The 13950-nt window shown below is 54.1% G+C and carries 17 protein-coding genes and 1 tRNA gene; 7 read left to right on the top strand and 11 right to left on the bottom strand.

The genetic code is table 11. From position 1 onward, the window contains the following. Positions 1-243 precede the first annotated feature (243 nt). From BA011_RS44275 to BA011_RS12770, 3 genes are all read left to right on the top strand, one after another. Positions 244-396 carry a hypothetical protein gene (locus BA011_RS44275; protein WP_186806430.1) on the top strand — a complete coding sequence of 51 codons (153 nt, stop codon included), beginning with the start codon at positions 244-246 and terminating at the stop codon, positions 394-396. An 88-nt stretch (positions 397-484) separates the two neighbouring features. Then, complete coding sequence (locus tag BA011_RS12765; protein ID WP_065280742.1) at positions 485-1033, top strand: hypothetical protein; 549 nt, start codon at positions 485-487, stop codon at positions 1031-1033. Positions 1034-1117: 84 nt separating this feature from the next. Next, positions 1118-1393 carry a spike base protein, RCAP_Rcc01079 family gene (locus BA011_RS12770; protein WP_065280743.1) on the top strand — a complete coding sequence of 92 codons (276 nt, stop codon included), beginning with the start codon at positions 1118-1120 and terminating at the stop codon, positions 1391-1393. Here the strand turns inward: BA011_RS12770 and BA011_RS12775 are convergent. The 6 genes from BA011_RS12775 to BA011_RS12800 form a co-directional block, all read right to left on the bottom strand. After that, positions 1390-1635: a hypothetical protein gene (locus tag BA011_RS12775; protein WP_065280744.1), complete on the bottom strand. Its 246-nt coding sequence runs from the start codon at positions 1633-1635 to the stop codon at positions 1390-1392. The two genes, BA011_RS12770 and BA011_RS12775, sit on opposite strands and share 4 nt — an antisense overlap. Positions 1636-1883: 248 nt before the next feature. Beyond that, the gene (locus tag BA011_RS12780) at positions 1884-2429 is read right to left on the bottom strand and encodes a hypothetical protein (protein ID WP_237352477.1); all 546 of its coding nucleotides are present in this window, start codon (positions 2427-2429) and stop codon (positions 1884-1886) included. A 1-nt stretch (position 2430) separates the two neighbouring features. Next, positions 2431-2895, bottom strand: coding sequence for a hypothetical protein (locus BA011_RS12785; protein ID WP_065280745.1), 465 nt, complete (start codon positions 2893-2895; stop codon positions 2431-2433). A gap of 112 nt (positions 2896-3007) precedes the next feature. Next, positions 3008-4453: a hypothetical protein gene (locus BA011_RS12790; protein WP_065280746.1), complete on the bottom strand. Its 1446-nt coding sequence runs from the start codon at positions 4451-4453 to the stop codon at positions 3008-3010. Further along, on the bottom strand, positions 4450-4863 hold the full coding sequence (locus BA011_RS12795; RefSeq protein WP_065280747.1) for a hypothetical protein: 414 nt from the start codon (positions 4861-4863) through the stop codon (positions 4450-4452). Before BA011_RS12795 ends, BA011_RS12790 begins: the two co-directional genes overlap by 4 nt. A 517-nt stretch (positions 4864-5380) precedes the next feature. Beyond that, a complete protein-coding gene (locus BA011_RS12800) occupies positions 5381-7246 on the bottom strand; it encodes a phage/plasmid primase, P4 family (protein ID WP_151343462.1) in 1866 nt (621 codons plus the stop codon). A 120-nt stretch (positions 7247-7366) separates the two neighbouring features. Here BA011_RS12800 and BA011_RS12805 point away from each other — a divergent pair, with 120 nt between their 5' ends. Next, entirely contained in the window at positions 7367-8317 is a 951-nt protein-coding gene (locus tag BA011_RS12805; protein WP_072638367.1) for an IS481 family transposase, read from the top strand. On the opposite strand, the gene BA011_RS12810 is transcribed toward BA011_RS12805, so the two are convergent. The 4 genes from BA011_RS12810 to BA011_RS12825 form a co-directional block, all read right to left on the bottom strand. Further along, entirely contained in the window at positions 8306-8848 is a 543-nt protein-coding gene (locus tag BA011_RS12810) for a DNA-primase RepB domain-containing protein (protein WP_065280749.1), read from the bottom strand. The two genes, BA011_RS12805 and BA011_RS12810, sit on opposite strands and share 12 nt — an antisense overlap. After that, on the bottom strand, positions 8845-9216 hold the full coding sequence (locus BA011_RS12815) for a hypothetical protein (protein ID WP_065280750.1): 372 nt from the start codon (positions 9214-9216) through the stop codon (positions 8845-8847). Before BA011_RS12815 ends, BA011_RS12810 begins: the two co-directional genes overlap by 4 nt. Further along, positions 9213-9410, bottom strand: a complete 198-nt coding sequence (locus tag BA011_RS12820; protein WP_065280751.1) for a helix-turn-helix transcriptional regulator — start codon at positions 9408-9410, stop codon at positions 9213-9215. Before BA011_RS12820 ends, BA011_RS12815 begins: the two co-directional genes overlap by 4 nt. A 184-nt stretch (positions 9411-9594) precedes the next feature. Then, positions 9595-10929, bottom strand: coding sequence for a tyrosine-type recombinase/integrase (locus BA011_RS12825; protein WP_151343463.1), 1335 nt, complete (start codon positions 10927-10929; stop codon positions 9595-9597). Positions 10930-11079: 150 nt separating this feature from the next. On the opposite strand from BA011_RS12825, the gene BA011_RS12830 reads away from it, so the two are divergent. From BA011_RS12830 to BA011_RS41555, 3 genes are all read left to right on the top strand, one after another. Continuing rightward, positions 11080-11151 (top strand) — tRNA-Ser (locus BA011_RS12830). 85 nt (positions 11152-11236) lie between these two features. Continuing rightward, a complete protein-coding gene (locus tag BA011_RS12835) occupies positions 11237-12769 on the top strand; it encodes a DUF6538 domain-containing protein (protein ID WP_335727147.1) in 1533 nt (510 codons plus the stop codon). Between the two features lie 767 nt (positions 12770-13536). Next, the gene (locus BA011_RS41555) at positions 13537-13797 is read left to right on the top strand and encodes a hypothetical protein (protein ID WP_151343464.1); all 261 of its coding nucleotides are present in this window, start codon (positions 13537-13539) and stop codon (positions 13795-13797) included. Here BA011_RS41555 and BA011_RS46105 read toward each other — a convergent pair. Beyond that, positions 13794-13919 carry a hypothetical protein gene (locus BA011_RS46105; RefSeq protein WP_257785297.1) on the bottom strand — a complete coding sequence of 42 codons (126 nt, stop codon included), beginning with the start codon at positions 13917-13919 and terminating at the stop codon, positions 13794-13796. The two genes, BA011_RS41555 and BA011_RS46105, sit on opposite strands and share 4 nt — an antisense overlap. Positions 13920-13950: the final 31 nt, after the last annotated feature.

The raw sequence follows: 13950 nt of genomic DNA on the forward strand, positions 1-13950 counted from the left end.
CAGCGTTACCTTCAAGGTAATTTGACAAATGATATCCGCGTAATGGACGCGCGAAATTCGCTTCCACTAATCAATTATTAATGTCTTGTTCAGATGCGATGTGATATCCATATTAATGAAAATCTCCGAAGCAGACGAAATTGGTCTTGAAGTTCGCGAAATTTCAGTGCAGACAACACTGAAATCAATTGGAACATGTCCGTCGCATAAGCGTTGGGTTGGGGACGAACAGAGGAAATCGACATGCAGAGAACAGAGACATCCGTCGTGCACAGCTCGGGCGAGAAGCTTGTCCGCGCATGCCCGAACAACAGCCTGAGAGAGCCGGTTCGCAAATTTGAAGACACATTCAGCGCCGAAGAAGTGGTGCTTGAGAAGTTCTTCAAAAAGAACTGATCAAATCGTTAGCTGAACACAGAAAGCCCTTGCAAATCGCAAGGGCTTTTTCTATGGCGACTACTTTACATTGTGACAGGGAATCGAAATGCCCGCATTTCAGAATTTTACTGACCTAGACGATAAAGAAATATTTGTGGGCATCGTGAAAGACCATTTCCTTAAGGGTTGGCCGAGGGCATTTGGATACTCTGGAACGGAGATCAGCTTAGACGAAAACCTCGTCAGCCTCGCACATGATACGTACCAGCTCAGTATCAACCAATACACCATTGCGCTGAAGTCCCAGAACCCGGACCACTACAAGCGAGCCGGCGCTCTCCTCCACTCGCTATACAAGACGAAGCCGATAGTGAAAACTGTGTTGGACTCCAACGCTGAATACTACCGCGACTTCAATAATGTCGGCGTCAGCTATGCTGATGCGGAGCACTGGGATAATTATTGCGTTTGGTTCGAAACCTATGCGAATTTTGCTATGTCGTTCGATCTCGCATTTCGATGCTGTGCGGTATACGAAGAAAACCCGCGCGTGTACAATTCAGACTTCCTCGAAAACGCGTGCTATTACATGGCTGAAAACACTTCAATAAATGTCGGCTCTTTCATGATGATTTTCAAAGCGTTCATGGCGTGAACTTGGGCTTTAGTTCCCAGATCGGACCGCATCGTATTCAATCCCCATGATGGTGAGTATAATTGCCTCAACCAACGAGGACTCATGGACATGGGCATTCTTGCCGAACAGTTGAAGAACCAAAAGGAAGCGCAGGTTCCGCAAGGGATCATCGACACGATCACGACTTCCGACACGACCAAGCTTGTGAAGCCGATTCGTGCGTTCATGGTCACCGCGCCGGGCAACGTCTCGGTTCTCATGAATGACGGTTCTTCGGGTATCTATCCCGGTTGCGTGGCGGGTACGCAGTACATGGGCAAGATTCTCCGGATCAACACGACCGGAACCACAGCGACCGGTATTAAAGGCCTACTCTAGCCGATCTGCCTGACGACTTCTTGCCTAACCCAAGCGCGATACGATTCCGCGATCGTATCGCGTACTTTCGCCGCACCGCGCCGTTGCGCATTCGCTTCGGAGATGATCAAACCTGCGCTGTCGATGCTTATCCCGTAACGCTCGCAAAGGCCGACCAGTTCATAACCCTTGGTCCAAAGCTCAACAAGCTTTGCCCGTTGCACTTGGGAAATCTGGTCTTCCGCACGCTGCTTCTTCGGCATTCTTGACTTTCATTGATTGAAAACGGCACCGCCCGAAGACGCTGTAGGTTCATCTTCGGGCGGATCAATCGCGGCGACGGTCGAAACGCTCAGATCGCGGCGATGATTGGTGGCGGCGGAGCCAAGGGACGGACCCCGCCGCCAAGTGTCGAATCAACCGGGCCTAGTTGATCTGACCGGTCTCGGCGCGGGGCAATCGGGCTCATCGCAAAACGGCCTGTACCCGCCCACGCCGACCACTACCGAGATTAGTAACTTGTGGCGTTCTGTGCGTCGCGAAGACGTTTCGCAGCCTGGGCTTCGTCGAGTGCGTAACTGTCGCTGATCTTCTCCGGATCGGACTCCATCAGGCGTTCGTGCGCCTTCTGCCGGGAGACGCCGTGCCTGTCGGAAAAGCTCTTCAAAAGGGATTCGTAGTGGCTCATGGTAGGAACTTCCTCGTGGTGAGTTGCGGATTTGGTGAAAGTTTCGCTGCGGATCGCGGCGAGCATCTTTGCCAGCATCACCTGGCCTTCCGGAGTAATATCGTTTGCGCTGAAAGCCACAGGGCCGGCGACCGGAACGGGATCGGCGGTTTTAATCAATGCCACGTTGGCGAATTGATTTGCGCCACGCTCGACAAGGGAAACTTCATCAAGCTTGATATTCTTCAGCGCGGTTACAGGCTTGGTGCGATCGTGACCATCGGCGACTTTCATGATCGTCACAACTGCCCCTTCGACAGCGCCGCGATGAACGGCGCTGATTTCGTCCAGCCGAAGTTCGCGAATGACCTTCCGTTCCGGCGTTGCCATATCACGCCCCCGCCTTCAGCAGACCGTTGAGCCGTTGGCGATCGACAAATTCCATGGATAGCGCGCCTCGGCTCCGAATGTGGGCGAACCTGCCGATACCGGCATGATGCAGCGCTGAGTCAACAAGACCGGGATGAGAGAAGGTATGTCCGACCCATGCAACCTTACGATCGTATTGGCGGGCGAATTCTGCCCCGGCTTCGTCGCGCTCCTGAAGCAGATCGGCAAGCGACTTCATCGTGGCGTCAATTCGTGCTGCGAGTTTAACAAGGTATTCGGCACCCTGGGATGCCTCTGAACGAAGCGCATCAAGCTTTTCGGCTTCGGCCGCATTGGCCTTGGCCTGCTCGGCGGCTTCAAGTTCTGCAACTTTGGGAAGGATGGCAGCTTCCCGTTCTCTAACGAACTTTCGAAGCTCTTCAAGCTCGGTTCGCGGATCGGGGCTAGGCTTTTCGGATTTGCTCATGTATCTCTTCATTCATTGTTTCGCTGACAATGAATAATAGCTGCTGGATGAACCATTGCCTATCATGGTCTCCGGCAGCTTTACTGTGTCTATAGTTGACAGGTGGCAACAGTTACCAGTCAGTCGCCGGATTGTGGCAATCAACCAGCGGGATCAGTTGCGGCGCGGCGAGCATCGGCTTGATGTTCGAAGCACGACGGTTCGCCAGCCATGCCGCACCAGCGACCGCATTTGCCACGTCGTCGTGCTGTCCGGGCGCATGGTCCACGACATCGCGTCCCCGCCCGGTCCGGCGCTCAAGTCCGATCATCTGATTGATGACCCGATCGTTATCCAGAAGGGTGAGGCGTTTCGCATTCGTCAGCGGCAAGAGCGCGGATAAGTACAATTCGGAGCGGACGGCCGAACTGGTCATATATTCGATGCCGTTTTTCCGAAACAGTTCGCGCGGGTATTCACCGGCGTATCTGTCCCCGGTGATCGTGCGAAGGCCATAGCTCTTGAAGAAGTCGGCAAGTTCCTTCGTGGCAGCATCAGGCGAGAACGGCGGTTTGATTTCGCGGACGGCGTTGATGATGATCTGATCGCCGTCACGGCTTGCTACTGCCGCCGTGTAGCTGTCCGCACTGCCGCCTGAAGGGTCGGCGAATCCCCAATGTTGGACGCCGGGAATATACGGACGTTCAGCGACTCCGCTATCGACACAAGCAAGCACGCTTTCGCGGGTGAACAGCGTTTCGATGTCCGTTCGAAACCGAGCCATGAATTCAGCCGACGCGCTCGAAGCGTCCCGTTCCATCGCTTGGTCTATAACCAATTGCGGAATCGTTGGGTTCATTTCGCGCGTGGCGGCTTGCCAGACCAGCGGACCGCCTTCCTTGCCGTACCAGCGGTCATAAGTGCGGAACAGCGCACCCTTGCGAGCGTAGGGACTGGACGCCAGCAACAGAAGCGAACCGGGAATAGACGCCATGCCAGGGCGAATAGCGGCAAGGATGCTTTCATCGACTTCGGCGGCGTCTTCATTGGTGGGCCAAAAGGCAATTTCATCCGCACAGACTGCCGCGAAAGCATAACCGCGTGTCGATTTGCTGGACGCCGTTCCGACTTCGATCGTGGTCCGGTTAGACAGGTCAAACGATTCCGCCGTCTCGCGCTCCACCATGCGCTTCAGCAACGGGATGTCGTTCAACATCCCGGAAATGTAGCGGAAGATCACACGAGCCTGACGACGGTCGGCGGCAAGGATCATGATCGTCGCGCGTTCGCCGGGTTGAAGATAGGCGTCGTACTTGCGGAAGCATGCGAGATAGACCGACCAAAGGGCAAGGAACAACGATTTGCCCCCTCGCCTTCCGATGATCAATGCAGCTTCCGTCGCGGCCTGTGAGGGCGGTGCGATCCGTCCAGTATGCTTGCGATAGATGGCTAGCTGTTCGGGCGTCATGTCGATCGCGAACATCGCGGCGGTGAAGGCAAACCATGCTTCATAGGTCGCACGATCCTTGAACCATGGACGAAACAGCTTTGGGTCTTCGAACGTGTCCAGAATGTTCATACGGTGATCACCTTCGACGCGAGATAGGAGTCGAGGTCGGTAATGTCCCGCGCGACACGTTCAAGCCCCAACAGTTGAGCGTCGCGACGACGGGCGTTTGATAGCGTGGTGATCTCAGACAGGGAGATAGGTTCGCCTTTCAGCCACCGAACGTTGCCGTCGTTGATCATCACAGTTGCAATAGCCACCGCATCGACAAGGGCAAGCTTGAGCGCTGACAGCGCCGTTTCGTCGTCACCGCCTGTGAGATCGCGGATGATGGCCGATCGAAGTTGGCGGGCTTCCTTAGCGGCTTGTGTTCTGCCGTCGAGCGAGTCGATGGTAACGAGCCGTAAGGCCGCGCCATTCGAAGGGGTTTTCGACGGCTTGTCGTTTGGTATCGCCGCGCTAACGCCGGGTAGATTCTGCATTGTTTCCTCATTTTGTAGCCCCGGCGTAGTTCACCGGTTCATCAGAGGGCCAAGCGTATCAAGCGATTCAGTGGATTGAATAGGCAAGCCAGATGGTTGATGACCGCTTGGTTAGGCAACATAAGAAAAAGCCGTCGCTCCGGTCTGTCTCCGGGTTTGCGTTCCTACGGCTAAAACGCGGCTATCGGACCAAGCTGCCCATGATCACAGGATTGCGGACGCTCATGAACCGGATGTTCAATATGACAGACGATCACCGACAGTGACGTTTGTGACGTTTGTGACGTGCTTGCTGGTTAAGCCGCTATAGGATGAATCTGAATGATGTAACGAACGCTGATGCTTGGATTCTATTTCGTTTTATATGTCGAATAATACGTCACAAACGTCACAAACGTCATTTCCGTTGATATTTCAAACCATTGCTAAATGACGTTTCCCATTCCCAAACGTCACACCCATCGATCAAATGTCACAAAGAAAAAGCCCCGGCGTTTTAACCGGGGCTACTGTTGCTTTAGGCCGCTGCGAATGATCGACTTGTATCACCCGGTGGCGGCAACGGTCTGAACGAACGACCTTTCCAGCCGCGCGTTGCGCCTGACCTTGATTCCATCAGCCCACGTTTGCGCAACTGCTTCCCGAGCCTTCGCATGTTGCCTACCTCATGACCGTTAGAGCTTGCCCAAAACGTCCAGGAACCGAAGATTTCGGAGTTCGAAGCCACAGCCGTTGAATCAAGAGTCGATACGTCCTCCAGCCACTGACCAACCACATCTTCGGAGTCGATGTATTCAGCGGTGGCGCGCAAGACAGCATCAGGGGCTTGAAGCCCGAGCGATTGCCATTCGACACAGCCATTCAATGCCCACCGAAGAATCCCCGGCCATTCCGCGCGAAGTTTTTCGACAAGATGCTTGTCGCGTTGCTCCGGTGTGACCGTGGTCGTGAATGGCAGGAAATTGAAACGGCGACGAACGTCGTTCCCGGCGCTGGTGAGACTTGGCGGTTCGTTACACGCAAACAGCAGTTTGCAAGACGGGGTAAATTCGAAGGGATCGCCGCGCATGGAATTCGCTTGGATGGGATCGCCCGCCGAAATCTGCTTGATGCGGCCAAGATTCCAAGTGACCTGATCGGGCATTTCCGGGACGGAAACAAGCCGTTTGCCCTTCAATGACGCAATGAACGTGAGGTGCTGAGAGTTCCGCGTGTTGACGAACGTTTCGGTTGCAGCGGTCGTCGCATAGCTTGCAAGTAAGCTGCCGATCGTTGACATGAACACGCCCTTACCGTTGCCCCCATGACCGTGAAGAACGAAGACAGCATGCTCCGCTGATACGCCGGTCAGGCTGTAACCCACGACGCGCTTCAGATAGGAAATCATCGCGCTGTCGCCTCCGGTGGTCGTGTGGAGGAAGCGGAGCCACGTCGGGCAATCCTCTTCATCGGACGGCGCAACGGCGGTCATTTGCCTGAAGCGATCCTCGGGCGTGGCTTTGCGGACGATCCCCGTTCGGAGGTCAATCACTCCCGACGGTGTATTCAATGACCAAGGGTCGCGATCGAACTCCGTCAGTTGGACATGCATTTGCGGGTTCGCTTCGGCCAATGCCTGTGTGTTGCGGATCGTTGGCAGGGACCGAATTTTGTTGCGCTGCGCTACGCTGATTTCAGGAAGGCGTTCAACTAAGTCGGCGCAGGTCTTACGGATATCATCGCGAACCGTATAATCATGACGCCACACGGACCCGTCGAACCGCAACCACTCGCCCGTTTGGGGGCAGTATCTGATTTGATTCGAGTGGGTCCGAATGAAGAATTGCGAAATTTGATCTTCCGAAGCCCCAACCTCGTCAGCTTGCAAGCTGACGCTTGTCATACCGGGGAGATCGGGAAGTCCCATGCCCGGCAGACCTTGCGGCTGCACCATCACGGCCGGCGGCGTCTTCACGACGTTGTAAAACGAACCCGAACCCTTCAACGCCTTGCCGATGGTGATCGCTCGATAATCAGGCCGGGTAAGCCATTTTTCACGTTTACCGAGCGCTGACATTCCGAACAGGCGTTCCATGCGTGATCGATGATGCCCAGTATAAAAGGCCAAGTGCGCAAGCAACGCGAGGTCAGCTTCGGACTGACCAAATTCGTCAGAGTCGGACGGGAAAAATTTGTTCAGCGCTTCGACGTTGCCGTGCCACAGATCGGCAAATGATGCTTTATTACCGAACATGACGTCATTGCTGCCGCGACTGGAAAGCATGAGTCGGATCAGTGATGGATCGTCAGCGGGGCCGGTGTATCCATCGCACGGGCCATCCGGCAATTCTTCAACATGTTCCTCAATAACCGCGTTGGATGGGAACGCGGTTAGGAGCGCCACCGGCGCGTAAGTCGCGCCGGTGAACGGTTGGACTAGCTTGGCGGGTGCCGGAACGCGCCCTAGGTGTTTAGTCCCGGCATTTGATGGTGCATTATTTTCCTTAGAATGGAGGGAGGCACTATGGGCCAGGTTCTACACGGGAGCGCCACAACGACAGAGGCAATCCGTCGAGCAATACAAAATAGTGAAGAGAGCCTGAGAGCGCTTTCAAAGCGGTATGGGGTCAATCAGAAGACAATAGCCAAATGGAAGAGACGGACATCATTGGCCGATCTTCCGACAGGCCCGAAGGACCCGCATTCGACAATCCTCTCCCTTGAAGAAGAAGCCGTCATCGTCGCCTTTCGCAGGCATACATTGCTGCCTCTTGATGACTGCCTCTATGCCCTTCAACCGACGATCCCGCATCTGACACGTTCGTCCCTGCACAGGTGTCTGCAGCGCCACGGCATTTCACGCCTGCCGGAAGTGAAAGGCGACAAAGAACCGAAGAAAAAGTTCAAAAGCTACCCGATCGGCTACTTCCACGTCGATATTGCCGAGGTGCAGACGGCTGAGGGCAAGCTCTATCTCTTCGTGGCGATTGATCGCACGTCCAAGTTCGCCTTCGCTGAGCTCTATGCCAAAGCTGGCAAGATGAATGCCGCCCAGTTCCTGCGCAACCTGATCGCGGCGGTGCCCTACACCATCCATACTATCCTGACCGATAATGGCATCCAGTTCACCAACCGGGCCTGTGACCAAAATGCCTTCCAGCACATCTTCGACCGAGTCTGTGAGGAATACGAGATCGAGCATCGCCTGACAAAGGTTAAGCACCCATGGACCAATGGGCAGGTCGAGCGGATGAACCGGACGATCAAGGAAGCGACTGTCAAGCGCTTCCACTACGACGATCACGCACAACTGAAAAAGCATCTCGCCGACTTCATCGACGCCTACAATTTTGGGCGCAGGCTCAAGACACTAAAGGGCCTCACCCCCTACGAGTTCATCTGCAAAAGGTGGACTTCCGAGCCAGATCGATTCATCATCGATCCTATCCATCAAATGCCGGGACTAAACACCTAGGGCCTGTTTCTTGGCGTTCGGATAGTTCACCGTACCCGGTAAACGCATCACCCTGTCGGCGTTCCAAGTCGTCCTATCGGCATTGAACCGTTCAATGATACCGCGATTGATCTGTTCGATCGTCGCGATGTCGGTCGGTTCGGATAGAATCCAGAAACCGTGAATGCCGTTACCGCTGTCGATAGCCACGGACGGCGCACCGCGCGCGATCAGATCGGCAAGCGCGCCTTGCTTGTCCCATGCCGGGTTGTCCTTCGGCGGGTCAATGTCCACATGAGCCCATCGAATTCCGGTGATATCGACCTTCTTCGCCTTGTTATGCAAATCAGGGCGGATATGCGCCACGGAGAAGTAAATATTTCTCTGCTTAGAATTCTCGGTTGCCGCCCATTTCGCGGCGGCTTGCCAATCCGTGCCGAAGTGATGGCCGGACACGCCGGAACCTTCGATGGGATCGTTTGTCATGGCGGTCAGATGAATTGACCCGGTCGCTGCAAGATAGTCACGAATGAATGCGGTGTGGTCGCTCATCGAATAACCTCCCAAACCGATGACGCGGCAAGCGCACGAACCAGTTTGTCGGGAATGTCGATAGCTTCGCCGTTCTTGGTGACCGTGCAATGGGACTCGACAACGCTTGCTAGTTCGGCAGCATTGACGCGCGCGGGATGACGGTTGGGAACATACAAAAAGCCGCGCCAAGATCGCACGATGGGGGAGCCGCACGCCTTCAGATGCCTAACGATCTTGTCGGCAGCAACGGCGGTTTGGCCGACAGCAAGCCCTACCGTCAGTTGACGTGAGGCTACATTTTCAGTAATACTCATTGAGAAGTTATTCCTTTCCAGTTTCAACCCGATCGGCGCGCCAACGCCCTTCGGGTTTTCATTTGAGTTCATGCCGCCACCCGGTTGCGGGCGTCGATACGTTCGTTGATCCACGAATCGATTTCCGACTCCAGCCAAGCGACGCGGTTAGCGCTTAACTGAACCGAGCGTGGAAATTCACCGCTCGCCATAAGGCGGTAGATGTGCTGTTTCGCGTAGGGTACGCCCTTCGCGGCTTTCAGTTCGTTGAAAGAAAGCAATCTCATTTCTTTTCATCTCCAGAGTTATGCGGTCACTTCCGCTCACATTTACTGACTATCATGCAGACTCAGGGATTGAGAAGCGCACCCTAAATCTATGTTTTCGTTGCCATTTGTTGCCACCTGTCAACTGGCAAAGAAAAACCCGCCGTTTTCATAACGGCGGGCTATATGAAGCTTTATCGACCGATTAGGACGCCCGGAGCACGACCACATTGGAAGCGGGTTCGTCCTGTTCTAATGGCATTCGTTTCGCCCTAAACCGATCAAGTTTCGGAAGAATTCGAAGTCGCCGCAATGCAGCTTCCCACTTCATGAGCGCGTCACGCATTTCGTCGGCATAGGTGTGCTGATTATAGACTCGTTCGAGCCCCTTCTTGCCGTGACCGATGACCATTTCCGCGACATCCGCATTAACTCGAAGTCCGGAAAGTCGCGTTCGAACCGTTCGGCGAACGTCGTGAAGCGTCCACGCCGGCAGCTCGGCCCGATCATCGGTGCGTTGAAGTTCGGCAATCATCGCATCGTGTAGCGCCTGCTTGGCGCGACTAAAGCCATTGATCGCCTTTTCACCCGCCGAAAACGAGAAGACGAAATCGCCTTTGTTATGCTTCGGCATCGCTTCAATCAGCTTCGCAAAGACTTGGGTCATTGGGACCAGATGATCTACGCCGGATTTGAATCGTTCCTCGGGCACCGTCCAAATCGCGCCGCCGAAGTCAAACTCGCGCCGCCGCGCGCCGGACACTTCGTCCTTTCGTTGCCCTGTGAGCATCAGTGCGCGGAAGTACGGTCCTAGCGGGCCTTTCATGCGATAGGTGGCGCTCCAGTAGGCGACGATTTCGTCATCGGTAAAGACACGCGTCCGAACTGTCTTTGCCAACCCAAAGTGCTTCGGTGCCATATCGCGAGTCGGATTTTCCTTCAGGCCGTAGCCTGCCCGACGTTCCGGCCACATCGCCCAGCTGAATATCGACTTCACGTGACCTAGCGCGTTGTAAGCTTGGCCCGGCGCGGGACGATCGCGGATCGCTGCGATCAACTCGCCAATCTCAGTATCGGTGATTTCCGAAACCGGCTTCTTCACCCATCGGTTCCGGCTCGGGTCGAGCAATTCGCGCCGGATTTCACGTTCGTCCTGTTCCGAATGACGGTTGCGGTCGCGGCTCGGCAGATAGGCGATGTAGTCTTCCCCTACTGCCTCAAAGGTGTTGACCCGCTTTCGCGCTTGTTCGGCTCGCTCACGCTCTTCCGCGTCGCGCGGGTCAATGCCTTTCTTTATGAGCTTGTACCACTCGTGCGCCTTATCGCGAGCTTCAGCGAGCGACATCACCGGGTATTCACCGAGTTCACGACGCGTGGGCGCTGAAGAGCCGGGATAACGGGTGTAGAGAATGAACGTCTTCTTCCCGCTGGTGCCGACCCGAACACCAAACCCCGGCGTGTGGGCATCCATCACGTCATAACGCGCGCCGCTCTTTTTCAAAGCTTCAACGCCCAAGTCCGTCAGTTTCTTCTTTGCCACTCGCCGAGTCCCCCTGGGCTACGTTGCGCTACATGTGGGCTACAACATATGAGGTGTTTCGTGGGAATGCAATATGACCGTATGTGACGAGAAAGTTGACAGGTGGCAACAAAATCAACGGGTTGTTGACAGGTGACAACAGGCACTTATGGGCACATGTGGGCTACATTTTAGCGGCTCATAACCGCTTGGTTGGGGGTTCGAGTCCCTCCGGGCCCACCATCTTTCACTTCACGGTTTGATTTTCTAACTTTTTGAGTTTATGTTGTTTTTTCGACATCAACTGTTACACACGAATGTTACACATATGAGTTGGAGATCAATTTCTTCTGACCTCTATCTCTATAGTCGCGAGGACCGCTTTTACGTCCGCAGGAGGGTTCCAAGTGACCTTAGGAGCGCTGTTGGAAAGGAATTTTTGATCACCAGCCTGAAGACTTCCAGTGTCAAAGAAGCATTGCGCCTGGCTGCGTATGTCAATGCAGAGCACCAGAAACGGTTAGATGAGGCGGCTGGACGCCTTCATCCAAAGGAAAACAGCCGCAAGTTTGATGATCTGAATGCGCACGAGTTGGAAAAAATCGTGACAGATTGGTTTTCGCTTACATACCGGGCGGCTGCAATCTCACTTGCCGGTGAAGACTTGTACATGCCCGAGCCAAGCGAGGTGGATAGTCCGGACGACTTGCTTCAACGAAGACAGCAACTCACTCGACACGTTCAAATCTTGTCCATCCCGGATAGCCCCATGCACGAGCGGTTGCTGGGTGAAATTGTGCTCCGTCTGGCACAGTCGAACGGCATAGCATTTCGCCGTGTCAAAATTGGTCCGATGGAGTTTCGAACCGAGATCATCGCTGACCGCACTGGTTCGCGATATCGTATGTTTTATGACCTTATTCGCCGTGGTGTAGTTGAATTGATGCGGCAGGAGATTGGCAACATTGCAGCTCAGCCATTAAACATTGGCGACCTTGAATTGCAGGAGGTGATCCAGTCGCCGGCACGGCGAAGCAAGCGAACGATTTCGCTCGCTGAGTTGATTGAGCAGTTCAAAAACGATCCAAATCGCACGGACATGCGGAAAAAGGTGGAGATGGATTATGCGCTCTTGTTCCGCGTCATGGACGAAGTGATTGGATATGATCGCCGCCTCCGCGAAATCGAAAGAGATGATTGTAAGGCGGTCCGCGATCTGCTGCTTCGACTACCTGCTAACTCCACGAAACTCTATCGAGGCATGACTTTTACAGATGCCGCTGAGCAAGGAGCAAAAGACGGCCGCGGTACGTTAAGTCCCGTTACTGTCAACAGTTACGTTCACAAGATGAGTGCCCTCTTCAACTACGGCCTGGTTGAGGAGCGCATGGACAAAAATCCGGCTCGGAAGCTAGGGCTAGAAAATCACGAGCATTCGGAAGAGGACCGCAATCCGTTTACCTCGGAACAGTTGGAGAAGATTTTCTCGGCTCCGATCTACACCGGATGTCAGGACGACGAACGAAATTGGGCGAAATCCGGGGATCTCCGGCCAAAGGGCACGAAGTTCTGGGTGCCCCTTATCGGCCTTTATCAGGGCATGCGCCTCAACGAAATCTGTCAGCTTCGCCTCGAAGACATTAAGCGCGAAACCGAAATCGATTTCTTCGATATTAGGCCGGACACTGCGCGCGAGAGGTCTCAGACGCAGCCTAGGAAAGTAGAGGACGGCGGTCGTCGGACGAAGACCGCATCCAGCCGTCGCCGAGTGCCGGTGCATCCAAGACTGAAAGAGCTTGGCTTTCTGGATTTGTCAGAAAACAACAGGACGCCGGCAGGGATCGACTATTTCCGGACCTGAAGAAGGATAGCCGGGGCTACTACTCCGACGGATTTCAAAAGTGGTTTTCCCGCTTCCTAGAGAAGCAGGGAGCGAAAGAGGACAAGACGTCGTTTCATTCTTTCCGGCATAATTGGGCAGATGCACAGATACTTCGGTGCAAGCCTGGACTTTTTTGTCATACAGCCGGCGGGGGCGTAGACGGGTTTGAGGGCGGTGCAGGAGGCTTCGGTCCTGGAAGAAGCTTATCGATCGCACGTGAGAGGAAGTCCACGCCCAATGCGCTTTCCAGACGGTCAAGGCAGACCACAGTCAAGTGAAGGGTGACTAGTCCCCCGCTAGAAACAAAAAAACACTCGGATGAACGTGAAACACTTGATCCCTTATGCTTTCTGTTCCCCGCTCCAGTTCGCACATGCTATCCCTGTAAGAACAACTGTATGGTATGTTTTTAAAAAGTGCGCCAAACGGGTTAAGTCGCCACATGTAGTATACAACCTTGGAAGCCCACGTTTCGCTGGTACCAAGAACGTACATTGATATCTCTGCCAAGAGATATACTATATTAAGTAATTTTAAAATTCTTATCCACTTGTCGCTTCCTATGGCCGGCCACAAAGATACTATTTTTTTGACGGTATTCTTGACAGTATTTTTGAGTTCTGGATTTTCTTGATACATATGCACCTCGTGGCAGCGCGGTTAACTCTGACTATCCACTCGATTTGGTGGGAAAGATACCTAACACTTGTGCATCTTGCAATTGTCTCGCTTCTGCCCGCGGCCACGTGAAAGATGTGCAGCGAAAACGCTGGCGTCAAAGCGAGGCTGGATGCCGTGGCGCGGAAATTTATCCGAAGACCGGACGTAAAGATAATTTTCGCAATCCTGATGGTGTTGCGCTGAAATTGCAAAACTTGCAATCGGCGGTCGATCCCACCCGCCGCCTCTCCTCTTCAAGACGGGATAGAGAAGCAGTTGCAGAGTTTCCGCAGTCAAGGCGAGATGAATTAGCCCACATCGCGGCAGCCTCTTACATGAGTTATTAATCGAGGCGCGGCCCCTCGAAGTACCCGACGATGAAGTGTTTATTGAGGGGCAAGTAATAACTGCTTCCCATCGGCGTCGTGATAGCCGCCTTCGCCGCAAGCTCCTTGAGAAGTTCGGGCATAACAGCCTCATATGCCAGATTTGCGAATTTT

The organism is Rhizobium leguminosarum (genome assembly GCF_001679785.1).
In the GTDB taxonomy this organism is placed as follows: Bacteria; Pseudomonadota; Alphaproteobacteria; order Rhizobiales; family Rhizobiaceae; genus Rhizobium; species Rhizobium leguminosarum_R.